This window comes from Novosphingobium sp. TK71, assembly GCF_055361505.1.
Map to the genome: position 1 here is coordinate 1,985,696 of NZ_CM143962.1, position 23,048 is coordinate 2,008,743.

Sequence of the window (23,048 nt, forward strand, 5' to 3'; positions counted from 1 at the left end):
AATGTCAGTTGGCGAGCGTGGCCTGCGCGGCAATCGGCGCATTGGGGCCGGAGGCGACATTGGCCGCCTTGGGGTCCACCGCGATCTGGCCGCGGCGGGTATTGACCTTGGCGCCGGCAATGGCGGCCTGGTAGTTGGAGATGACCACGCGGTCCGCAGGCGCAAGGCCCGAGCGGATGACACGCAGCCCGTCCACCAGCGGGCCGAGTTCGACCGGCTTGGCCGCGACCACGCCGTCCTTGCCCACCGTCAGCACGACCTTGCGCGCCTGGTCGGACTGGATGGCGTCGTCAGGCACCAGCATGGCCTTGACCGTGCCGCCTTCCGCCAGACGCATGTTGCCGAACATGCCCGGCGTCAGGAACCCGTCGGAATTGTCGAGCACGGCACGCACGCGGATCGTGCCCGAGCGCGGGTCGAGGCCGTTGTCGGTGAAGTCCAGCTTGCCGTTCCAGCGGTACTGGGTCTCGTCCTGAAGGCGGACCTGCACGTCGGCGGCGCTCTTGTGCTCGGCCTTCTCGCGCTGGGTCTTGAGGAACAGCGCTTCGGAGGCATCGAACGTGAAGTAGATCGGGCTGACCGCGTTGATCGTGGTCAGCAGGGTGGCGCCGGTGCCGTTCTCGCCCGAGACGAGGTTGCCCACGTCCACCCGGCGGTCGGAAATGCGGCCCGAGATCGGCGCGCGCACGGTGGCAAATTCGACATCGAGCGAACGCTGGCGCACGCGGGCCTCGGCCCCCGCCAGCGCGGCGGTGGCGGCGCGGACCTTGGCGCGAAGCTGGTCGACCTCGCTGGCGGCCATGGCCTCGTCACCCTTGAGCCCGGCAACGCGGGCATAGTCCGACCTGGCGAGGACCAGAGCGCTCTGGGCGGAGGCGACTTCGGCCTGCGCCTCGGCCAGGGCGGCGCGGTAGGGGCGCGGATCGACGGTGAACAGCGGCTGCCCCTCGCGGACGAAATCGCCGTCCTTGAAGAAGAGCTGCGTGATCGCGCCCGAGACGCGCGGACGCACTTCCACCGATTTGCTGGGTGCGAAGCGGCCGACATAATCGTCCCATTCGGTCACGTCGCGGATCAGCGGGGTTGCGGCCTGAACGACGGCAGGCGCCATCGGCGCCGCGTCGGCCTGCGTATGGCTGAAGGTCTTCCAGCCGATGCCGGCCACCGCGATCAGCGCGATGGCGGCAATGGCGACGTGTCGTCCGCGGCGAGGACGGGTAGCCTGGCTGCCATCGGGCAGTTCGGTCTCCGTCGCCGTCGCGGCGAGCGTTTCTGGAGATACGGGGAAATTCACGCGGCAAGCCTCCGGAACGGGGCGCGGGAGCGCCCGATAAAGTCGATGACGGCGCCGATCTTGGCCTCGCTGTGGCCGGCCACGCGGGCTTCCTTCATCACGGAAGCGGGCAGCGTGTAGCCATGGTGCCAGGCCTGCACGGCCAGGCGGCGCAGCGCCTCCAGTTGCTCGTTGGCGAGCATCGGGGACGGCGGCTGCGGGCCGAAGATCAGGCGGGCGAACCAGCCGCGCTTGCGCTGCGGCCGGAGCGTGGCGAGGCCATCCTCGCGCGCCAGCTCCACGATCCTGCGCTCGAAGCGCGAAAGGGGTTCGGAAACGGCGCCGAAAGGAGTCTCGGCAGGAATGGGGCGCCCGGAAAAGGCGGAAGTTGCGGGCAGCGCCTGGAGCGCCGCATCGGTAAAGTCGATGAAGGCCATGTTTCGTGCTCCCTGAAAGTGCCCGGCGCGCGCCCTCGGGACAGGAGGGGGAAAGGACGCGCGCCGGGGCGTTCCGGCGCAAGGGGCGTCGGAAAGTCTTCGGGCACAGGCGGACACCACACGAACATCCGATTTCCATCGAAGTCCTGCATGCCGACTGCACGGGTTCGTTTTTGTATGGAGCCACCTGCGGGGGGACAGGCAGCACCGAGGGCCGACCGGCATTCGCCGGCCGCGGAAACTTGGCCCCCGAACTCCCATCAAGCGGCGAGTCGGGTTACCTCGTTCTGTACCAAGCGGTATATATTGCGGTGCGGTATCTCGTCAAGCGACTTTCTGTACCGCTTGGTAAGATTTGTTCGAAAGCGCCCTTTTCAAGGGCCTGAACGCCAGTTGAATGAACTTTTTTCAGGCGGCACGAAGGTTTGCGAGCCACCGTGCGCCGTAAAGGGCCATTTTGCCGGTGGGCAGGAAGAACCGAGTCGGAGCCGGGCTTTCCGGGAAGGTGGCCGGGACGCGTGCCCCGAGGCGTTTACCGCCCGGGCCACATCGTCAGGTAGGTATCGACCACACCCTTCAGCTCCTGCGCGCAGGAGCCGCCCTGGGCCTTCACCGACATGCCCTGAAGCACCGTCGTCAGGCATTGCGCCAGGCAGCGGGGGTCGACGGTTTCGGGAAGGTCGCCCTCCTCCTTGCCGCGCGCGAACCGTTCGATCAGCGCGTCTTCGGTGGCGATGCGGCGTTCCGTCACGAAGTCGCGGATGGAGGGATCCTCCATCGTGCAGGTGACGGTGGACATCACGCCCAGGCACCCGTGCGGATCGCTGCCGCCGCAATGCGTGGTGATCGCGCCGTTCAGCAGCCTTTCGGCAACACCGCGCGCGGTGGTCGCTTCCAGTGCCTTGCCGACATAGGCCAGCTTGTCGCGCTCGTAGAGATCAAGCGCCTTCTTGAAAAGCGCTTCCTTGTTGCCGAAACAGGCATAGAGGCTGGGCTTGGTGATGCCCATGGCCTCGGTCAGTTCCGCCATTGACGCGCCTTCGTAGCCGCGCTGCCAGAACACCCGAAGCGCAGCCGTCAGGGCTTCTTCAGGGTCGAACTCGCGCGGGCGACCCCGAGTCGATGTGGGAGCTGAACATTTCATACCGGTCGGTATATAGGTAGCAGGCTGCTGTCCGTAAAGTGTCACGCTCGCTCACAGACCGAGCGTGACATGCAACGGCAAGGCGCCCTGTTCTCTAACCGACGCCCTGTTTACCGACGCCTTCTTAACCGACGAACGCGCGTTCGATGACGAAGTCGCCCGGCTTGGCGTTCGAACCCTCGGTGAAGCCCCAGGATTCGAGGTCGGCCGAGAAGTCCTTGATCATGTCCATCGAGCCGCAGAGCATCACGCGGTCGGTCTCGGGATTGAAGCGCGCATCGCCCTTCAGGCCTTCGAACAGGCGGCCGCTTTCCACCAGCGCGCCGATGCGGCCGGTGGTGTGGAACGGTTCGCGAGTGACGGTGGGCACGTAGGAAAGCTGCACCAGTGCCTGCTCGGCAACCAGCGGATCCTCGGCCAGCTGGCTTTCCAGTTCCTCGCGGTAGGCAAGGTCGCTGACGCGGCGGACGCAGTGGACCACCACGATCTCGTCATAGAGATCATAGACGTCCGGGTCGCGGATCAGCGACATGAACGGCGCAAGGCCCGTGCCGGTCGAAAGCATGAACAGGCGCTTGCCCGGCAGCAACGCGTCGGTGACGAGCGTGCCGGTGGGCTTGCGGCCAAGATAGATCTGGTCGCCCGGCTGGACGAGCTGGAGGCGCGAGGTCAGCGGGCCGTCCGGCACCTTGATCGAGAGGAATTCGATTTCCTCGGCCCAGGAAGGGCTGGCGATCGAATAGGCGCGCAGCAGCGGGCGCTTCTCACCCTGGAGGCCCAGCATGACGAACTCACCCGAGCGGAAACGGAACGATGCCGGACGCGACATCGTGAAGCTGAACAGGTGCTCGTTCCAATGCCGGACAGTAAGAACTTCCTCGACCGTCAGGGCGGCAGTGGGTTCAAGAGTGGGCATCACGGCCTGACCGTCGCTCATCAATTCATTCCTCGGGTGGTAGAGTGGCAAAGCCCAGACAGGCGCGAGCCCGCAGAGTCAAGGCAGTTTTCGGTGCGTTTCGCGGAAACGGCAACGGCCCGCGTGCTTGCGTAGACCGCAAGGCCGGCTTCCCTCCGCGCAATCTGCACGCGGTGTCCGCGCATAGCAGACGCATTCGCAGGCGCAAGCGCCCGGTGCCGGGAGGTGCCGAAATGGTTCATGGGCCGGAGGTTCCGCCTAGTAGCCGTCCCGCGCCGCCATGCAACGCAATTGCATTTTCACGGCCGAAAGCCAGACTTGGCGCCCGCGCGGCCATCAGCCGTCGAGCCGGTAGGTCATCGGCACGAGGAACCCGCGCTGCGAGGAGGAAAGGCCGCGCGGCGGGCGCGGATAAGGCACCGCCTCGCGAATCTGCTCCAGCGCCAGCGCGTCCAGCGCGGCATGGCCGCTGCTCCGGGCGAGTTCGGCGCGCTCCAGCCGTCCATGCTCGTCTATCAGGAGGCGAACCAGCGCGGTCCCTTCGCGGCCTTCGCGCGCGATCCGGCCGGGATAGCCCTTGTGGCGGCCGATCCACGTGAACACGCGGCGGGCATACGTATCCTCGCCCCGGCTGCCGCCGGATGCCGTCGCGGCGGCCTGCGCACGGCCTGCCCCCTCGCCGGACGCCGCGCCGCTAGCGGCGCCCTCGCCCGAAGAGGCGGAAACCGGGGCGGCGGGCGGCATCGCCGGCGAAGCTGCCAAGGCCAACTGCGACAACCGGATCGCAGGCGCCGCCACCGGCTGGACGGTCACCACCTGCGGACGGGCAGGCGCGACTGCCGCCAGTTCGGCTTTCGGAGGAGGCGCCAGCGCCGGACGTGGCGGCTCGCTTTGCGCCTCCTCCTTGCGCGCGGTTTCCTTGCGGTCCTCGTCCCGATGCGACAGGTCCACCGCGCGGAACGATACGAGCCCCGCGCCGCGGCCGGGGGCACCCACGGGCTGGCTCGCCCCGAAAGCACTCCAGGCGAGCGCGAAGACCACCGCGTGGACGGCGCCGGTCATCGCCAGGGAAAGAGGTCGTGAGGAAATCATTGCGCGCCGCCTAACAGTACTGCTATCGACTCGCAATAGCATACTAAGGAGCCCCGATGATTTCGCGCCGGTTCGAACGGGTCGCCCTCTCCGTCAATGCGGCCTTCGCGCTGTTCTGCCTGGCCAGTGTGACCAACCTGCTCTGGCTGGCGGGCCATCGCGGCAATGCGCCCGAACATGAACTGGTCGCGGGCCTCGCGCTGCTGACGATGCTCTGGCTCGCCAATGCCGCGCGCCTTGTGTGCCCGCTGCGCCGCCGCGCGCTGCCGCAAGCGCTTCTGAACGGCGCCGCGCTGCTTCTCGGCGTGCTCGGACTGCTGGTCGGCTTCGCGGACCCGGTGGCCTGGCTGGCACCGCTCGTGACCCTGCCGCCGGCCCTCACTTACCTCTGGGCCAGGCACGCTAGAGCGTCCTGAGAAACGCCGCCAGCGCGGCCTGTTCCTCCCGGGTAAGGTCAAGCCTGAACACCAGCGGATCGGGCCGGGGCGCAGGCGCCCTGCCCGGTTGCTGCGCCCGGTCCCGCCCTCCCCCGCCATTGTAGAGCGCCACCACGTGCTCCAGCGTGAGGAACAGGCCGTTGTGCATGTAAGGCGCGCTGCGGCTCACCCCCAGCAACGAGGGCGTGCGAAAGCGGCCGACATCGGCCGGATCCTGCGTGACCTCATAACGGCCGAGATCCTCGCGGGCGCGGCCGTAGAAGCTGATGCCGAGATTGTGAAACCGACCGTCGCTCAGCAGCGGGCCGTTGTGGCAGGCAGCGCAGCCTGCCTTGGTGCGGAACAGGTGCAACCCTTCGAGTTCCTGATCAGTCAGCACCGCGACCCCGCGTTCCATGACCCGGCTCCAGCGCGAGCGCGGCGGCCGCAAGGTCCGCTCGAAAGCGGCGATGGCAGCGGCGGCATCCTGCAAGGTCACGCGGCGATGGCCATTCAGCGCCTCGAAGGCCGACCGGTAGGTCTCATCCCGGTTGATGCGCGGCTCGATCAGGCGTGCGGTGCCCGCCATCTCCTTGCCGTCGAGCACGGGGTGGATCGCCTGATCCTCCAGCGTCGCCGCGCGGCCATCCCAGAACAGCGGGGTCATCCAGGCGGCGGCGTAAAGCGACTGGGCATTGCGCCGCCCCCGCTGGCGGTCATGGCCGAACGCGGTACGCAGCCCGTCGGCCATGCCCAGCTCCGGGCTGTGGCACGAGGCACAGGCGATCTGGCCGGATCGTGACAGCGCGGGATCGTCGAACATCCGCCTGCCGATCTCTGCCAGCGCCTTTTCGCGGGGCGAGGCTTCGGGGAGCCGGGGGAGCGGGCCGAACTCGGCGAAGCGGGCCCCCTCCCCCAGGCGCGGACGAGGCCAGGATTCCGGCTTCCCCGCATAGAGTGCCCGCAGCGCCCCCGCTGCCCGCACTCTCTCCCCCACCGCTCCCTCCCCCGCCACCTGCTGCGCACGCCCGGCGACACTCCCCCCGATCACGAGAATCGCGAGCGTCATGACAAGGCGCGGCAGCAGCTGGAAACGGGACATGGAGCGGGTCAGAACCGGTAGTTGAGACCGACCCAGAACGAGCGCCCATACTGATAGGGCTGCGAAGTGGCCGTGCTGTTCGGCGAGGGTATCCGGTCGAACAGGTTCGCCACGCGCAGGTCGGCGGTCAGCACGCCATAGCTGGAACGGATGAGTTCGGCCTGCGCATTGAGGTTCACGTCGATCGAGCGCGGATACTTCACATAGTCGTAGAGATCGTAGGCCGTACCGTCGATCGTCTCGCTGCGGCCGGTATCCTCGATGCGCTTGAACTTGTCGGTATAGCGCACGTTGACGTTGGTGGTGATCCGATCGCTCAGCCAGAGCGCGGTCCAGGTCATGTTCGCCATGAACGGCACCGCCATGTCGTCACGCTGGGTCAGGCTGACGATATCGGCAAGCGTGACGACCTTGCCCTGGAACGCCACGAACGGGTTCTCCACCAGATCGTCGGAATCGACGAGATAGGTGTCGTTGCTCGAGGTGGTCTTCGAGAAATTGGTGTTGAACGCGAAGGAGTGCTTGCCGAAAGTGCGGGTCCACTCGAACGAGAGCCCCCGGTACTTGCTATAGCCCTCGTTCGTGATGAAGTAGTTGGTATAGGTGGTGGTATTGCCATTGGCGAGAGTGGTCGTCAGCGTCTCGGCGGAACGGACGAACTCATCATTCCCTTCGCGGTAGATGCCCTTGACCCTCAGGCTTCCCCCCAGCACGCGCGCCGAAAGCGCGGCGGACAGTTCGTCGGAATAGGGCGTCTTCTTGTCGCCATCCGAATAGCTGGCGGAATGGCTGGTGGAATAGAGATACCAGTCGCCGTCAGTATAAGTCGTGATACCACCGCTGGTCGTGCCGTTACGGCGATAGACGAAGTTATCGGGGTACTGTTCGCGCAGGGCATAAGCGAGCATCGAACGCCCGTAATAGCGGTTCGCACCCAGGGTGAAGCTCCACCCGTCCCACGGCAGGGCATAAGTGGCCGAAAGGCGCGGCGAGAAGTTATGATTGCCCAGGAAGCTCTCGTAATCGTAGCGAAGACCCGCGCGCAGCGAGAAATCGCCAAGATCGGCGCTGTATTCCGCCCAGCCCGCCACGCTGTCGAGGTTCACGCGGGCACGGTAGGCCGCATAGAGCGAATATTGCGTAAGCGCATATTCGCCGGCAACGCAGGTCAGGCTGTTCGCATCGCCGCACGCAATCGTGGCCGCCGCACTCTGCGCCGTTCCACGCGAGTAGGCATAGTTGTCGGCGGGACGGCTCCGCATCGCCTCGATGCGCTGATAATCGAAGCCGATCGCCAGACGGCCCGGCCCCACGGGCGCCGACCACCGCCCGGTCAGGGCGTAGTTGTTCTGCCACTGGTCGACATCGCCGAATCCGCCGATGGTGCAGTTGGTACCGGTGCAGACGCCGCCGTTTTCGGTCCACGAAGGAATCGAATAGTTGTTGACCGATGCATCGCGGCTGGTGTCGCTGTGCAAGAGGCTCGCCGAGATCGACCAGTTCGTGGTGCCCGACTTCGCGAGTTCCAGCCGGCTGGTAATGCCGCCGCCGTGCGAGGTCACCTTGTTGTCTATGCCGCTGGCCGAGGACGACTCGCTTTCATAAGGCGTATAGACGAACTGCCCGGTCAACTTCAGGTCGCCGGCGAGGTCTGCCTCGGCCTTGGCAAGGAAGTTGTCGCTGACGCTGGACTGGCCATAGCGGGTGCTCCCGTAGTTCGCGCCCCGCGTGTATACGACATCGGCACGCGAACGGTTGTAGCCCAGCAGCAGGCCGACATTGCTGCTTACCGGCAAGTCGACAGTGGCACCGAAGCGCCACTTCTCGAACGACGGCTTTTCGGGAAGATCGCCATCCAGCGACTCGCGCGAACCGTCCGAGAGCTTGTAGTGCGTGAGCGCATCCGAACTGTAGGAGACCGTGCTGGTGAAGCCGAACTCCTTCTTGGGAGACCGCGTCTTGATGTCGAGCGCGCCGCCCGTGAAACGGCCATATTCCGCCGAAACGTTGGAATCGCGCAGGGTGATCTCACCAATCAGGTTGGTATCTACCCAAAGCGACTGCGCGCTGGCGCCGGTCGGTTCGGCGAAGTGCTGGGGGTTGGACTGGGTGATATCGACGCGGGCATTGGCGTCGATCCCGTCGAGCGTGATGAGGTTCTCGTAATAGCGCCCGCCCGAAATCGAGATGTCGGAAGGCCGGATATCCTGGATGTCCTCTTCGGTCGCCATGTACTCGTCGCGGCGGAACTGGACGGTCGGCAGGGCTTTCAGAAGCTGGTTGGCGTCGCCCGAACCCGGCGCACGGGCGCGGATTTCCTTTTCGGTGATGCGCGTGGTGCCCGCCTCCGCGCCGGTGCCCATGACATAGCTCTCATCGGCGCGCTCACCATCGGCGACGACTTCCGGCAGCTGCTGTTCGGCAGCGCCGCCGGCGGACTGGTCCTGCGCATGGGCCTGGATGGAAGGCACGGCCACAGCCGCTGCGAGCAGCGCCCGCGCGAGAGTAAGATGCATTGAGCGACCCCTGTTGTTCGTTGGGGGCGGCCTCTAGCCAGACGCCTGCGTTATTGCAAGCGATTCTCAATATCATTTCAAGGCTATGCTTGCTCTTCCTGCATCAGCCCATGCGCTGCGCGCTCAACCGCCCCGTAACTGGGCGCGCAGCGCTTTCAGTTCGCCATTGAGATCGGCGATACGGTCTATCGAAACCCCGGTCGCCTCCACCAGTTCGGCCGGCACGCAGCGCGCCTCCGCCGCAGTGGCGCGGCCCTTGTCGGTCAGGGTGATCCGCACGACGCGCTCGTCCTCGGTCGAACGCCGCCGTTCCACCAGCCCTGCCGCCTCGAGTCGCTTCAGCAGCGGGGTCAGCGTGTTCGATTCGAGAAACAGCTTCTCGCCCAGTTCGCTCACCGTCTGCCCGTCCTTCCGGGCAAGACCGAGAATGGCGAGATATTGCAGGTAGGTCAGGCCCAGCCGGTCCAGCAGCGGCTTGTAGATCCGGTTGAAGGCGAGCCCGGTGGAATAGACCGAAAAGCACAGGAAATCCTCGAAGGGGTCGAGAGCGTCTTCCGGCGGCGATGAGGGTGTCTGGTCCATGGCCTCAATATAAATCGCGCGCGATTGAATCGCAATGCTTGACACTGGCACCCAACTCACGCATTTATATCGCACACGATCTAATCACTAACGATGTAAATGGAGAAACCCGATGTCCATCACCCCGATCTACAAGACCAGCGCCACCGCAACCGGCGGCCGCGACGGCAAGGCCCGCACGGACGACGGCGCTTTCGAAGTCACGCTCGGCACGCCGAAGGAACTGGGCGGCAACGACCTCGGCAACAATCCGGAACAGCTCTTCGCCTCGGGCTACGCCGCCTGCTTCCTCGGCGCGATGAAGTTCGCCGCCAGCCAGGACAAGAACCTCCCCCGCGTGCCCGCAGACACCACCGTGAACGCCACGGTCGGCATCGGTCCGCGCAGCGACAAGGGCTTCGGCCTGTCGGTCGAACTGGTTGTCACGCTGCCCGGTGTCGAGCGCGAAGCAGCCGAAGCGCTGGTCGCCGAAGCCGACACCATCTGCCCCTACAGCCATGCCGTTCGCGGCAATATCTCGGTGTCGCTCTCGGTCGCCTGAACGGCGCTCAGCCCCCTTTGTCCCAGTACATTTTTCCATGCCGGGGAGCAGGCCTCCCCGGCATGGCATTTCAACAATCTGGAACAATTCGAACCAACTTATCCCGATACCCTGAAAACCTCAAAAAGAGGAAGAAGAGGCCAGCCCAGACGCAGCCAGGAAAGTCCCCCGCCATGTCCCGCTTTTTCGAACCCATCCACGACCGTGCCAGCCGCCTCGCCGACGCCGCCCAGCCGGTTATCATCGCCATGGGAACCGCGGGCCTGACCGGCGGCGCCATGGCCGCTCTGGCCCTCTTCACCGACCGTGCCATCCAGTCCCGCGCCGCGGCCAACGCCGCCCGCTGAGCAAACCCGCCACTCCTCGCATCCAGCATGAGGGCAGAGGCTTTCCCCGAGGCTGCGGACAGTCTATCTGTCCCCGCGAACAAGCCACCATGCCTCCGTCCGCGCCCTCTTCCCCCACCCGATCGGGTCTCGAAGCGACTTTTCTCGAGAATCGGGACAAGCTGCTGCACTTCCTGCGCGCCCGCGGTGCGGGAGATTCGGCGGAAGACCTGGTGCAGGAAGTCTGGCTGAAGATTTCGCGCAGCACCCCCGGCCCGGTGGCCGCCCCGCTTTCGTACCTATTTCGCACCGCCGACCTGCTGATGATCGACCGGTTCCGCTCCGCCCGCCAATCCGGCCACCGCGAACGCGACTGGACCGATGCCAACGCAGACGAAGCCGGCGCCTCTCCCGAACCTTCGGCGGAACGCCGCCTCGCCGCGGCGCAGGAGGCCGGACGCGTGCTGTCCCTGCTGGAAAGCCTCGGTCCGCGGGCCTCGGCGATCTTCCGTCGCCATCGGATCGACGGGATGGCGCAGAAGCAGGTCGCCGCCGAACTCGGAGTGAGCCTCAGCACGGTGGAAAGCGATCTGCGCGTAGCCTATCGGGCCCTCACCGAATGGAAGGAACGCAGCGATGAGGCCTGACGCCGACAAGGCCCGCGCCGATCGTCTCCGTCTTCGCGGCAGAAGGAGCGCGCGATGACTGAAGACGACAAGATTCGAGCCGAGACGCTCGATGCGGCGCTGGACTGGGCGCTGCGCACCGGCGATCCGGGATTCGAGGACTGGGAAGGCTTCACGCTCTGGCTTGGCGAGAATCCTGCCCATTCCCTCGCCTATGACACGGTATCGGCCGCAGTGGCGGAGGGCGCCGAACGGATCGCATCGGCCCGGCCGGCGAACGACGATGCCCTGGCCGCTCCCGCGGTGGCGCCGCGCCGCTCCGCCCGTCCGTGGATCGGCGGCGCCATGGCCGCCTCGCTTGCGCTCGTCGCGGGCCTCTGGATGTGGCAGGCGGGCAGCCGCGATCTCTATCGGATCGAGACCGCGCCCGGCCAGGTCCGCACCGTCTCGCTGGACGCGCAGACCCGCGTGGACCTTGCCGGCGGCACCGCCATGGAGTTCGATCGCAAGGACCCGCGCTTCGCCCGGCTCGAAAGCGGACAGGCGCTCTTCACCGTCCGCCATGACGAGGCCCACCCCTTCAGCGTGGCCGTTGGCGAGGACACGCTGGTCGATGTCGGCACCGTGTTCGACGTGCGCCATGACGGCGGCGATCTCAGCGTGGCGGTGTCGGAAGGCGCCGTTCAGTTCAATCCCAGGGCGCAGGACCTGCGCATCTCGCCCGGCGAAGTTCTCCAGCGGCACGGCAAGTCCGGAGACTACACGCTCGGCAGGATCGCACCCGAACAGGTCGGCGAATGGCGCGAGGGCCGGGTGACGTTCGACGAGGCGCCGCTGGGCAAAGTCGCCGCCGATCTCGCCCGCGCGACCGGCGTGGCCTATGCCGTCGCGCCCGGCAGCGCGGAGCGGAAAGTCTCGGGCTCCCTGCTCGTCGCCCCGCTGCGCAGCGATCCCGCCGCGCTCGGCCCGCTCCTCGGCGTCGCGGTTCGCGCCGAAGGACAACGCTGGATGATCGGCGTCCCCTGATCGTGAGAGGTGCGGCCTGGCTTCTGGCGGCCGTTGCGGCCATGCCCCTCCCCGCCCTCGCCAGAGAGGCGAGCGTGACGACGCGCGCCGGCACCGCAAGCGAAGCCGCGATCGACCTCGCCCGCCAGACCGGCACCAGCATCGTCATCGCCGATCCCGCCATCGCCCGCCGCTCGATCCCCGCACTGCGCGGGCGCATGGAGGTTTCCGAAGCGCTGAACCGGCTGGCCCGTTCCGCCGGCGCCCGCGCCGTCCCGGTCGGGCCTTCCGCATGGCGGCTGGAAGCGGCGCCCCCTGCCGTGGCGATCACCCGAACCCGCCGCGACGCAACCCGCCCGGCACAGGCGGCGCCGCCTGCCGAACCGCACGGCGAACCTATCGTGGTGCAGGCCACCAAGCGCGACTTGCGCATCGAGGACGTGCCGGGCCAGCTCGCCATCCTTGACGGCAAGGCCCTGGAAGCCGGCGGCGTCGGCGGGACCGAGAAGATCACCCGCCAGCTCGCCACGGTGTCCTCCACGCACCTCGGCAGCGGACGGAACAAGCTGTTCATTCGCGGCATCGCCGATTCCAGCTTCACCGGGCCGACCCAGGCCACCGTCGGCCAGTACCTCGGCGACATGCGGCTGACCTACAATGCGCCGGACCCGGACCTGCGCCTGTCCGACCTTGCCCGCGTGGAAGTGCTGGAGGGTCCGCAGGGCACGCTCTACGGCGCCGGATCGCTGGGCGGCATCATCCGGCTCGTGCCCAATGCCCCGGTCATGGGCGAAACCGGCGGCTCGGTCATGATCGGCGGCTCGCTGACGCAGCACGGCGCACCCGGAGCCGATGCCAGCGCCACCGTGAACCTGCCGCTCGCGGGAGAAAGCGTGGCCCTGCGCGCAACCATCGATTCCGCCAGCCTCGGCGGCTATATCGACAAGCCGGAGCTTGGCCGCAGCAACGTCAACCGCACCGATATCCTCGGCGGCAAGCTGGCCCTGCGCGCGCATCTCGCGCCCGGCTGGACGATCGACCTGATCGGCCTCTCCCAGTCCACCGAGGCGGACGACAGCCAATATGCCGACCGCGACGGCAAGCCACTGGAAAGCTCGGCCCGCGTAGCCGAACGCGCCAACGCGCACTACACGCTGGGCCAGTTCGTGGTCTCCGGCCGCATCGGCGATGTGAACCTGCGGTCGACCACGGGGATCGTCAGCCAGGACCTCCACGAACGCTACGACGCCAGCGAGCCCGGCGGCCCGCCGCGCCTGTTCTCGCAGGTCAACGAAACGCAGATGATCGTCCACGAGACCCGCCTCTGGCAGCGTGAGCGCCGCGGGTTCGGCTGGCTGCTGGGCGCAAGCTACACACACAACCGCACCACGCTGAACCGCAGCTTCCAGACGCCGCTGCTCGACGCGCGGACCGCTGCAACCGGCGTGGGCAACACCATCGACGAAGTCACGCTCTACGGCGAGGCGAGCCTGCACCTCATGGGCCCGCTGACCGCCACGGCAGGCGGGCGCTTCACCCGTTCAAGGCTGAGCGGCGACGGCGAGGATATCTCGCCCGCCAAGGCCATGGCGCTCATCGCCAATGGGGTGACCGCGCAGCGCTCGCTGAACACGTTCCTGCCCTCGTTCGCGCTCAACGCCCGCTTCTCGCCCGAAGATTCGTTCTACCTGCGCTATCAGGAGGGCTTCCGCCCCGGCGGCTTCGCGATCGAGAGCGACACCGTGCGGCGCTTCCAGAGCGACCGTACCGGCACTTTCGAGATCGGCGCGCGCCACGGCCGCGCGGGCAGCAGCCCCTTCGACCTTTCGATGAGCCTGTCCTACACCCGCTGGCGCGACATCCAGGCGGACTTCATCGACAATTCCGGCCTGCCGAGCACCGCGAATATCGGCGACGGGCGCGTCTGGTCCGTCAGCCTGTCGGGCGGCCTGCTGCTGGCACCGGGCCTGCGCGTGGAACTGGGCGCGACATGGAACGAAAGCAAGGTGGACGAACCCTCGCCCGGCCTGCTCCAGTACGTCGCGCTCTCCGCCGCCCAGGCCGCCAGCTACACGCAGGCCGATCTTGCGCGGGCCGTGGCGATGCGGGCCATGCAGGTGCCGAACATCGCCCGTTTCGCCGGTCATTCGGGGATCGCCTGGACGCATGAGTTCGCGGCCGGGGACTGGGGCCTGACCGCCAATGGCTGGGCGAACTACCTCGGCCGCTCGCGCCTCGGGATCGGGCCGGAACTGGGCGAGCCGCAGGGCAACTACCTCGACAGCGGCTTCGACATCCGCTTCGGCACATCCAGCTACGGCGTGACGCTCAGCGTGACCAATCTTGCCGACGTGCGCGGCAACCGCTTCTCGCTCGGCACGCCCTTCAGCATCGGCCGTGATCAGGTGACGCCGCTGCGCCCGCGCACCGCCCGTATCGGCCTCGACGCGCGTTTTTGAATTTTTTCCAAGGCTGGCGGCCAGTGCCTCCGTCTCAGGTCTCGATATCGACCTGAAGGGACGAAGATGCCTCGCTACCTGCTTGCTTCCACCGCGCTCCTCGCACTGGCGACCGCCGCTCATGCCGAGGACGTGACCACCAAGAAGACCACGCCTCTCCTCACCTCCACGATCAAGAACGGCGCCGCCGACGCGATCAACATCACCAAGGACGGCTCGGTCGTGCTGACCTCCGGCACCGCGGTGACGATGGACAGCAACAACAACGTCGCCAATGCCGGCGCGATCACCATCGCCAACTCCAACGGCGCGCGCGGCATCGTCGCCAATGCGGGCACGACGGGCGACATCGTCAACACCGGCACCATCACGCTCGACGAACCCTACGCCCCGACCGACGATGACAAGGACGGCGACCTCGACGGACCCTTCGCGCTCGGCTCCAACCGCATCGGCATTCGCACCGAAGGCGATCACACCGGCAAGATCACCCAGAGCGGCACGATCGTCGTCGAGGGCAACGATTCCGCCGGTGTCTCGCTCGGCGGCAAGCTGACCGGCAACTTCACGCATGACGGCAAGACCAGCGTGCTGGGCGACAACGCAGTCGGCGTAAAGGCCGGCCAGATCGACGGCAACGTCCGGCTCGCGGGCACGGTGCAGGCCCAGGGCAAGAACGCTGTCGGCGCGCACTTCGGCGGCGACATCAACGGTGCCATGGTCGTGCAGGGCTCGATCGTCTCGACCGGCTATCGCTATCCCACCCCGCCCAGCGATCCCTCCAAGCTCGACGCCGACGACCTGCTGCAGGGTGGTTCGGCCGTCATCGTCGAAGGCAATGTGACCGGCGGCATCGTGCTCGCCGTGCCGCCCAAGGACAATGACGCCAACAACGCCGACGAAGACGCCGACGGCATCCCCGATGCCACCGAAGGCTCGGCCAAGGTCGTCACTTACGGCAAGGCCCCGGCCATGGTGATCGGCTCGGCCACCAACGACATCGCGATCGGCCCGGTCGCGGGCACCGCCAGCAAGTACGGCCTCCAGATCGAGGGCGGCATCGAAGGCAACGGCCTTTACGCCGGGATCGACGGCAACGGCCTTGCCATCGGCGGTCTCGGCGGCGACGTCACGATCGCCAACGGCATCGGCGTCTCCGGCACGGTCGTGGCGACGTCCAAGGACGCCAATGCCACCGCGATCCGCCTCGGCGCGGGCGCGAGCACGCCGCTCCTCCAGAACTCCGGAACCATCGGCGCGGCGGGCGGCAACACCACCGGCGCCCAGACGACCGCCATCCGCATCGACGCCGGCGCCAGCCTGCCGACGATCCGCAACAGCGGCACCATCAAGGCCGTGGCCGCAGGTGAGAACGGTTCGGCCACCGCGATCAGCGACGCCAGCGGCACGCTCAACCTCGTCGAGAACAGCGGCACCATCTCCGCCACCGGCGCCAAGGCAGGTTCCGGCCGCAACATCGCGATCGACCTCTCGAACGCCAGCGGCAGCGTGACGGTGAAGCAGACCCAGGTCGGCGCGGGCTTCACCGCCCCCTCGATCGTGGGCGACGTGCTGCTCGGCGGCGGCAACGACACGGTGGACATCGCCGATGGCACCGTGACCGGCAACGTCATGTTTGGCGCGGGCAACAACACGCTCGCGCTGTCGGGGGATGCGGTGCAGACCGGCAACGTCACCTTCGGCGGCGGCACCGATACCATGACCCTCGCCGGAACCTCGCGCTTCGTGGGCACGGCGGACTTCGGCGGCGGTGCCGACAGCCTGACGCTGACCGGCACCTCGGTCTTCTCGGGCTCGCTGGTCAATTCGGGCAATCTCGCGGTGAAGATCACCGGCGGCACGCTCGACGTGAACAAGCCCGCCACGATCGGCTCGCTCGACGTGTCCAAGGACGGCGTCCTGGCCGTCACCCTGAACAAGGCGGCGGGCCAGGGTTCGGCCTATACCGTCGCCGGCACCGCCTCCTTCGAGGACGGCGCCAAGCTCTCGATCAAGCTGGCCGACGTCTCGACCGCGGAAGGCAGCTACCAGGTGCTGACCGCCGGAACGATCCTCGGCCGCGACAACCTCGAAGCCTCGACCGACCTGGTGCCCTTCATGTTCAAGGCCACCCTCGACGAGGACGCCGCCGCGAACACCGTGGTCGTCGACATCGCCCGCCGCACGGTGGCCGAACTCGGTCTCAACCGTTCGCAGGCGACCGCCTACAACGCGATCTTCACCGCCCTCAGCCAGGACGAGAAGATCGAGGACGTGTTCCTGGGCATCACCAACGGCGACCAGTTCCGCCAGACGGTCGGCCAGATGCTGCCCGACCACGCCGGCGGCTCGTTCGAAGGCATCAGCCTGGGCACCCGCACGCTCGCCCGCCAGCTCATGGAACCGACCAACCCGGTCTGGGGTGAAGGCCGCTTCAGCACCACCATGAACCTTTCGTTCTGGGGCAGCGACAAGAAGGCCGGCAGCAGCGCCGCCTACAACCTCCAGGGTTACGCCATGTCGTTCGGCGCCGAGTACCTGACCGGGATCGGCCGGTTCGGCGGTACCTTCTCGTACCTGTGGAACCGCCACACCAGCGGCGGCACCAGCGAGATCAAGTCGAACTCCTTCGAACTCGCCGGCCACTGGCGCGGACAGTTCGGCGCCGTCCAGGGCTTCGGCCGCGCCTCCATCGGCCGTTCGAACTACGACAGCGAACGCCAGTTCATCGGCGCGATCGGCACCGAGAAGGTGAACCGCACGATCAAGGGCAAGTGGGACGGCACCTTCGTGACCGCAGCGGGCGGCGCTTCCTATGAGGGCGGCGGCAGCCACTTCTTCTATCGCCCCGCAGTCTCGGTCGACTACGTGCGCCTGAAGGAAGACGGCTACACCGAGAACGGCGGCGGCAAGGCGCTCGACCTGACGGTCGCCTCGCGCACCAGCGACGAACTCGGCGTCAACGGCGGCGTCACGCTCGGCGTCGACTTCATGGGCATGGAGCGCCGTGACGAGAACTGGTTCCGCATCGAAACCGAAGGCGGCTGGCGCGAAATCGTCAGCGGCGGCATCGGTTCGACGACCGCGCACTTCGCGGGCGGCCAGAACTTCACGCTCGACGGCGACGAAGCCACCAGTGGCTGGTTCGCCCGGCTGCGCGCGATCGGCGGCACGCTGGGCCTGACGATGGGCGGCGAACTCGCCGCCGAGGATCGTCACGGCCGGGTAGACCTCGCGCTTCGCGGCTCGGTGACGATCGGCTGGTAAGCCGCTCAAGGAACGGCTGGAAAAGCAACCGGACCGGCGCCCCAGCCGGTCCGGCTCGCCGCAGGAAAGCGCTGCCCCCCCCACCCCAACCCCGCGCCACCCACGGCGCAGGCGCTTTCCAGCCCAGCCTCCGGCCCCGGTCGCCCCCAATGCGGCCGGGGCCGGGTCGTTTCCCGGGGCATGCTCGATATTGCAATCGGGCCGCTACATTCGCGCCCGCACTGAAATCTTCGCGCTAAACGGCGAAGGCAGACAGCCTTCCATGCGCAAGATTTCCCTCGCCCTCATGGCATCGCTCCTGCTCGTCCAGTCCCCCGCCCTGCTCGCGCAAGGAATGGGCGGCGGAATGGGCGGTGGAATGGGCGACATGGGAGGCGGCGGCGGAGGCGGTGGTCCCGGGGGCGGCCCGGATGGCGGGGGCCCCGGCGGTCCGGGCGGCGGCAAGCCCCGCGCGCCCAAGCCGGTCACCCGCAAGCAGTACGACAAGCTCGTCACCGCCATGTTCCGCGAGGCCGACGCCAATCGTGACGGCATCGTCACGATCGACGAACTGCACGCCGTCGTCGAAGCCCGGCGCGAGACCACCATCCGCAGCCGCTTCGCCGCCGTCGATACCGACCGCAACAGTTCGATCTCCCAGGCCGAATTCATGGTCTGGCAAAAGCAGATGGGTTCGGTCGCCTCGAACGAGGCCGGCGCCTTCGGGGACCGCGACGGCCCGATTGCCGACGCCATCCTCCCGGTCGCCGGGGATGGACCGGAGGATTACATGCTTGCCGCCATGATCGAACCGCTCAACGGGACGACGATCGCCCACGCCAACACAAATTACGATGCGGGCGTCTCGCTGGACGAACTGCTGGCTTACGAAGGCAGGAAGTTCGAAGCGGCAGACAAGGACCAGGACGGCGTGCTGTCCATGCAGGAACTGCGTCCGGCGGATCGCGGCGCCAAGGGGCCCGGAGCCGGGGAAGGCCCGGGACAAGGCCCCCGCTTCGGTGCGCCCGGCGGCAGGCCGCCCTGCCCTCCCGGCCAGACCTGCTGACCACCCTGCTGACCACGACCAACGGCCCCTCCTACCATAGCGGACGCTGCTGAAGGGTGGCGCGCCGGTCACGCAAGATGGCCTCGCGCTGCTGCGGCGTGACGGTCGGCGTATCGGCCGGCAAAGCGCCGCGCAGATCCTTCAGCGCGATCTTGCGGGCAGCGGGAACCGGCTGGCTGGAACACTCCATCCACCGCCCTTGCACCACGCCGGTCCGGTAGCCCGAAGTATCGAGCCAGTTCGGTACGCCGGGATCCTTCGCCGCCACGACCACGCGCAGAACCCCGTCGCTATCGAGGTGTGTCTGCGCACCGTTGAGGCTGCTCTGGTTATTGTACCAGTCGGTCGTCTCGTAGAGGTCGTTGGTGAGGATCAGTGACTGATAGGTGCATTTCTCCGGCAGTTTGGTTTCGATCAGCAGCGCCTCATCATCCTTGAGATCGTAAGCGCCCTCGAAATAGAACTGACCCGCAAGCCCCCCCATCTGGCTGAAATCGACGGCCTTCAGCCTGTTCACATAGCCTTCGCCGCGCAGTTTCGCCGGCCGGTCGGCAAGCAGCGGTGCAATGAACCCCGCCGCCACCGGAATACCGCGCAACTTCTGCTCGAGCACCGCCGCCGCGGGGCGCGGACGCACCGCCGGAACATCGAGCCGCTCGATAGAAAGAGTGGGTTCCTTCTCTGCGTTCCAGTCCGATGCGACCATGCGAACGAGCAGCATGTTGGTGGTAGGATCGAGCTGCCACCAGTCCCCGACATGGCCCGGCGGACGCTCGGGACTGAGAATGACGTCGTAGCGCCCCTCGGCATCGACTTTGAGTGCGTTGATGTCGTGAACCGGCCTTGGCGCGCCGAGGTTCACGGAACCCGCCGTCTGCTGGGGCCGAGGGCCCGCCTCCGCTATGCGGGCCTGGTTCATCGAACCTCGCAGGCCCCTCAGGCGATAGGTTCCTCCCGGCGCGATCTTCGCCGCGCGGTAATTGGTATCGGCATTGGGCTGGCCGGTGGTGATGTAATTGTTGATCTGCGGGATGAAGGCCGGATGGTCGGGATCGGCTGCCAGAGCATCGATGGTCGCGGCAGCCACGGCGGAAAGCGCCAGCCTGCCCGCTTCCTGCCGGACCTGCGGATCGCTGCGCTGCTCTGCGGGAATGCGGGCCAGAATGCGGTCCGGCAGATCACGCAAACCATCGAGAAAGTCGCTCCACCCGGGCACAGTGCTTGCGGGCGCCGGCACCGACGGCGCTTCGGCGCCCGCACCGCCTGCCTGCAAAAGCGCCGCACCCAGAGCGACCAGGGCCACTCCCTTGAACACGGGAACGATACGCATCGGCTGCTCTCCCAAACCCAGGATTAACATTCCCCGCCCCGCACAGGCGGCCAAACTCAGGGAAAGAAGCATCCTATTTCGGGGGGACGCCAAGGCCAGCGCCGATATTTGTCGCGATCGAGACGCGCGACATGCTTCGGGACACGAACTGCGCCGCCTATAATGAGCGCATGTCCCAAATCCCATGGAACAAAAGCTGTAGATTTAACGCTGTACTAACCATATTTTCGTATTACTGGGCGATGCCACGTTTCGCCGCTCCCGATTCCAGACATGCCGTGCGCGAAGCAGTCCTCACCGCGACAGCCTATTTTGTCTGCGCTTCCATAGCCTTGCAACTGACCCGCTTCGACGGCGGTGTCGCGATCATGTGGCTGGCGGGCGCGCTGCTCTTTGCGAAGCTCTGCGCCACGCCGCGCCGGCGCTGGCTCCAGATCACTCTGGCATGCGTGCCTGCCGGGCTCCTCGCGTCCTTCCTGTTCGGATTCCGGGGACCGGTAGCGATCCCGCTGCCGCTTATCTGCATCGCCGAGGCCCACGCCGCGGCCTGGCTCGTCAGACGATGCTTCCCCCGGTTCGGCCGGTTCGAATCTGTCCCGGAAGTTGCCCGCTTCCTCATCATTGCCGGCCTGATCGTGCCTGCCACCACGGCTTTCCTCGGAGCGCTGTGCGCGCATGTCGCGCGCGACATCCCCTACTGGTCCGCATGGCGGGACTGGTACGCCGGACATGCGCTCGGGCTCGTGGCGTTCGGACCGCCCCTGTTGTTCACCCTGCGCGGAGAAACCCGGCAGTGGATCGCCTCCGCCGGAAACCGGAAACGCGGAGAAGCCACCGGGCTTTTGCTGCTGGTCGCCTTGGCCTCGCTGCTGACTTTCGGCCAGAATCGCATCCCGCTGGTCCTGATCCCGTTCCTGCCGATGGTCGCCGCAACCCTCAGGCTGGGGCGCTTCGGCGCGGTCTCCTCCATCGTGGTCCTTCTGGCGATCGGCCTGCCCTGCTCGCTCGCAGGCAGCGGACCCACCACTCTGCTCCACGTCAGCATGACGCTGAAACTGCAGGTGCTGCAGATCTACTTTGCCTCTATCGTGCTGATCCTCCTGCCGCTGGCGGCCGAGCTGCGCGCCCGCCGCCGCCTGCTGGACCGGCTGCACGCGGTGGAGGCACTGCACCGGCTGGTGCTTGACCGCACGAGCGACATTATCATGCGCCTCGGCTATGACGGCACCCTGCGCTATGCCTCTCCCGCAACCGAACGCGTACTCGGCTATCGTCCGGAAGAGCTGACCGGCAAGGTGATGTTCCATCTCGTCTCGCCCGACGACCTGCCTTCCGTCCTCGATGCACGCCGCCGAGCCCTGGCCAATCCGGACGAAACGGCGATCGTGGAGTACCGGGTCAGTTGCAAGGACGGCGGAGTCGTCTGGGTTGAAAGCCATATGCGCGCCACCATCGACGATGACGGCCGGGTTATGGGCACCGTCAGCATCGTGCGCGAAGTCACCGGCCGCCGAAAGCTCATGGAAGACCTCGCCCACCAGGCCATGACCGATCCCCTGACCGGAATCTACAACCGCCGTATCTTCGACGAAGCCCTCCCCGCCCTGCTCGCCTCGATCCCGGCCGACGGAGTGCTGGGATGCCTTGCCGTCTTCGATCTCGACCACTTCAAGCGGATCAACGACCTGCACGGTCATGCCGCAGGCGACGTCGTACTGATTCATTTTGTAGAGATTCTTCGCTCGTCCGTTCGGGACGGCGATCTGGTCGCCCGGCTCGGCGGCGAGGAATTCGCCGTGGTGCTCGGCGGAATGGAAGCGGTTCAGGCTCGCGTCGTTTGTGAACGGGTTCGTATTCGCCTCGAAGAAGCCGCGATACCCTATGCCGGCGATACCCTTCGCGCGACGGTCAGCGTGGGCATCGCCTCTCTCGTTCCCGGCCAAAGCTGCGAAGAAGCACTCAGGACCGCCGACACCGCCCTCTACAGTGCCAAACAGGCCGGCCGAAACCAGTCCGCGCAAGCGGCATAAGCCGCGGCATCGGGCCAGCGCCTTATAGACCTTCGATCCGCTCGGGAGTGAGGCGACCTCTCATCAGATCGAACATGCCGATCCAGTTCCCTTTGGCCCGGCCCGCACGATCGACCCAAGGTTCGGGCCTCAGGCATTTGACGTGATTGGCCAGGACGTTTCGGATTATCAGCCGTCCGGCAAAGCGCTTCGACATCGTGCCCTTCTTCACCAGGTACGATGGATTTATCACTTGCGAGTAACCGAGCCTTACACCGGACGTGCGCCCGAACTTCACCCCGCGGTGCACACCGGCAAAGGCGAAAGTCTTCACCAGCCTTCCGTGACGGCTGATCGAAGCGGCGAAATCGACGTCTTCCTGCCAGCCATAAAGGCTCAGTCGTTCGTCGAACCGCGCAGAGCCAATGGCAGAGGAACGATAGGCCATGTTGCAACCGTAAAGACCGTCAAGACCTGTCACGATACAGTTCGGACTGAAATTGCGCTCCTCGTGCTGCTCGACCAGTTCCTGCGCATCCTCGAAAGAGATGCCGGCGCCGTTGATGCCATCGCGGATGACATTGCCCGTCGCGCCGACCACTTCGGGATGTGCTATAAAGAACTGCTTGATCTGCTCGATACTGTGCCTTGAGGGCACGAAATCGTCGTCATAGAAGACGACGAGATCATAGGCGCCCTTCAAGGCGTCGAGCGCGGTATTGCGTTGAGCACAGAGCCCCTTGCGCCCTTTCAGAAGCCAGACCCGCTCCGATTCCTCCAGGCCTTCCGGAACATCTGCATCTCCGACCACGGAAAAGACCAGCACGTCGGCCGGGCAGGTCTGCCGATCTATCAGTCCATGGATCTGGCCGATCAGTTCCGGCCGCCCGAGGCTGGCGACGACCACGGCCACCGTGAGATCGCTTCCAAGATCACCGATTATCGCGTTCATGCTCACGATC

19 protein-coding genes are annotated in these 23,048 nt (G+C 66.6%); 9 read left to right on the forward strand and 10 right to left on the reverse strand.

Annotated elements, in window-relative coordinates:
- Positions 1-4: 4 nt before the first annotated feature.
- The 5 genes from ACXJ16_RS09145 to ACXJ16_RS09165 all read right to left on the reverse strand — a co-directional run bounded on the left by ACXJ16_RS09145 (position 5) and on the right by ACXJ16_RS09165 (position 4,862).
- The gene (locus ACXJ16_RS09145; protein ID WP_221937171.1) at positions 5-1,240 is read right to left on the reverse strand and encodes an efflux RND transporter periplasmic adaptor subunit; all 1,236 of its coding nucleotides are present in this window, start codon (positions 1,238-1,240) and stop codon (positions 5-7) included.
- Between the two features lie 50 nt (positions 1,241-1,290).
- The gene (locus ACXJ16_RS09150) at positions 1,291-1,710 is read right to left on the reverse strand and encodes a hypothetical protein (protein ID WP_054440165.1); all 420 of its coding nucleotides are present in this window, start codon (positions 1,708-1,710) and stop codon (positions 1,291-1,293) included.
- A gap of 532 nt (positions 1,711-2,242) precedes the next feature.
- Positions 2,243-2,854: a TetR/AcrR family transcriptional regulator gene (locus ACXJ16_RS09155; protein ID WP_054440163.1), complete on the reverse strand. Its 612-nt coding sequence runs from the start codon at positions 2,852-2,854 to the stop codon at positions 2,243-2,245.
- 124 nt (positions 2,855-2,978) lie between these two features.
- Entirely contained in the window at positions 2,979-3,791 is an 813-nt protein-coding gene (locus tag ACXJ16_RS09160) for a ferredoxin--NADP reductase (protein WP_132469033.1), read from the reverse strand.
- A gap of 315 nt (positions 3,792-4,106) precedes the next feature.
- Positions 4,107-4,862 carry an energy transducer TonB gene (locus ACXJ16_RS09165; protein ID WP_324698448.1) on the reverse strand — a complete coding sequence of 252 codons (756 nt, stop codon included), beginning with the start codon at positions 4,860-4,862 and terminating at the stop codon, positions 4,107-4,109.
- Between the two features lie 56 nt (positions 4,863-4,918).
- On the opposite strand from ACXJ16_RS09165, the gene ACXJ16_RS09170 reads away from it, so the two are divergent.
- Positions 4,919-5,278, forward strand: a complete 360-nt coding sequence (locus ACXJ16_RS09170; protein WP_324698446.1) for a hypothetical protein — start codon at positions 4,919-4,921, stop codon at positions 5,276-5,278.
- On the opposite strand, the gene ACXJ16_RS09175 is transcribed toward ACXJ16_RS09170, so the two are convergent.
- The 3 genes from ACXJ16_RS09175 to ACXJ16_RS09185 all read right to left on the reverse strand — a co-directional run bounded on the left by ACXJ16_RS09175 (position 5,265) and on the right by ACXJ16_RS09185 (position 9,478).
- On the reverse strand, positions 5,265-6,380 hold the full coding sequence (locus ACXJ16_RS09175) for a cytochrome-c peroxidase (protein ID WP_463920484.1): 1,116 nt from the start codon (positions 6,378-6,380) through the stop codon (positions 5,265-5,267). The genes ACXJ16_RS09170 and ACXJ16_RS09175 overlap by 14 nt on opposite strands.
- Before the next feature lie 8 nt (positions 6,381-6,388).
- On the reverse strand, positions 6,389-8,896 hold the full coding sequence (locus tag ACXJ16_RS09180; protein ID WP_463920486.1) for a TonB-dependent receptor plug domain-containing protein: 2,508 nt from the start codon (positions 8,894-8,896) through the stop codon (positions 6,389-6,391).
- A 123-nt stretch (positions 8,897-9,019) separates the two neighbouring features.
- The gene (locus ACXJ16_RS09185) at positions 9,020-9,478 is read right to left on the reverse strand and encodes a MarR family winged helix-turn-helix transcriptional regulator (protein ID WP_463920488.1); all 459 of its coding nucleotides are present in this window, start codon (positions 9,476-9,478) and stop codon (positions 9,020-9,022) included.
- Positions 9,479-9,590: 112 nt separating this feature from the next.
- On the opposite strand from ACXJ16_RS09185, the gene ACXJ16_RS09190 reads away from it, so the two are divergent.
- From ACXJ16_RS09190 to ACXJ16_RS09220, 7 genes are all read left to right on the forward strand, one after another.
- Positions 9,591-10,019, forward strand: a complete 429-nt coding sequence (locus ACXJ16_RS09190) for an organic hydroperoxide resistance protein (RefSeq protein ID WP_054434663.1) — start codon at positions 9,591-9,593, stop codon at positions 10,017-10,019.
- A 173-nt stretch (positions 10,020-10,192) separates the two neighbouring features.
- On the forward strand, positions 10,193-10,366 hold the full coding sequence (locus ACXJ16_RS09195) for a hypothetical protein (protein WP_156336406.1): 174 nt from the start codon (positions 10,193-10,195) through the stop codon (positions 10,364-10,366).
- A gap of 89 nt (positions 10,367-10,455) precedes the next feature.
- Positions 10,456-10,992 carry an RNA polymerase sigma factor gene (locus tag ACXJ16_RS09200; protein ID WP_054434665.1) on the forward strand — a complete coding sequence of 179 codons (537 nt, stop codon included), beginning with the start codon at positions 10,456-10,458 and terminating at the stop codon, positions 10,990-10,992.
- Positions 10,993-11,046: 54 nt separating this feature from the next.
- The gene (locus ACXJ16_RS09205; protein ID WP_463920491.1) at positions 11,047-11,997 is read left to right on the forward strand and encodes a FecR family protein; all 951 of its coding nucleotides are present in this window, start codon (positions 11,047-11,049) and stop codon (positions 11,995-11,997) included.
- A 41-nt stretch (positions 11,998-12,038) separates the two neighbouring features.
- On the forward strand, positions 12,039-14,435 hold the full coding sequence (locus ACXJ16_RS09210; protein ID WP_463920493.1) for a TonB-dependent receptor: 2,397 nt from the start codon (positions 12,039-12,041) through the stop codon (positions 14,433-14,435).
- A 66-nt stretch (positions 14,436-14,501) separates the two neighbouring features.
- The gene (locus ACXJ16_RS09215) at positions 14,502-17,702 is read left to right on the forward strand and encodes an autotransporter outer membrane beta-barrel domain-containing protein (protein WP_463920495.1); all 3,201 of its coding nucleotides are present in this window, start codon (positions 14,502-14,504) and stop codon (positions 17,700-17,702) included.
- Positions 17,703-17,964: 262 nt separating this feature from the next.
- Positions 17,965-18,747, forward strand: a complete 783-nt coding sequence (locus ACXJ16_RS09220; RefSeq protein WP_463920497.1) for an EF-hand domain-containing protein — start codon at positions 17,965-17,967, stop codon at positions 18,745-18,747.
- A 31-nt stretch (positions 18,748-18,778) separates the two neighbouring features.
- On the opposite strand, the gene ACXJ16_RS09225 is transcribed toward ACXJ16_RS09220, so the two are convergent.
- On the reverse strand, positions 18,779-20,077 hold the full coding sequence (locus tag ACXJ16_RS09225) for a DUF1214 domain-containing protein (RefSeq protein WP_463920499.1): 1,299 nt from the start codon (positions 20,075-20,077) through the stop codon (positions 18,779-18,781).
- 242 nt (positions 20,078-20,319) lie between these two features.
- Here ACXJ16_RS09225 and ACXJ16_RS09230 point away from each other — a divergent pair, with 242 nt between their 5' ends.
- A complete protein-coding gene (locus ACXJ16_RS09230) occupies positions 20,320-22,107 on the forward strand; it encodes a sensor domain-containing diguanylate cyclase (protein ID WP_324698426.1) in 1,788 nt (595 codons plus the stop codon).
- Between the two features lie 22 nt (positions 22,108-22,129).
- Here the strand turns inward: ACXJ16_RS09230 and ACXJ16_RS09235 are convergent, their stop codons facing one another.
- A complete protein-coding gene (locus ACXJ16_RS09235) occupies positions 22,130-23,038 on the reverse strand; it encodes a glycosyltransferase family 2 protein (RefSeq protein WP_324698424.1) in 909 nt (302 codons plus the stop codon).
- Positions 23,039-23,048: the final 10 nt, after the last annotated feature.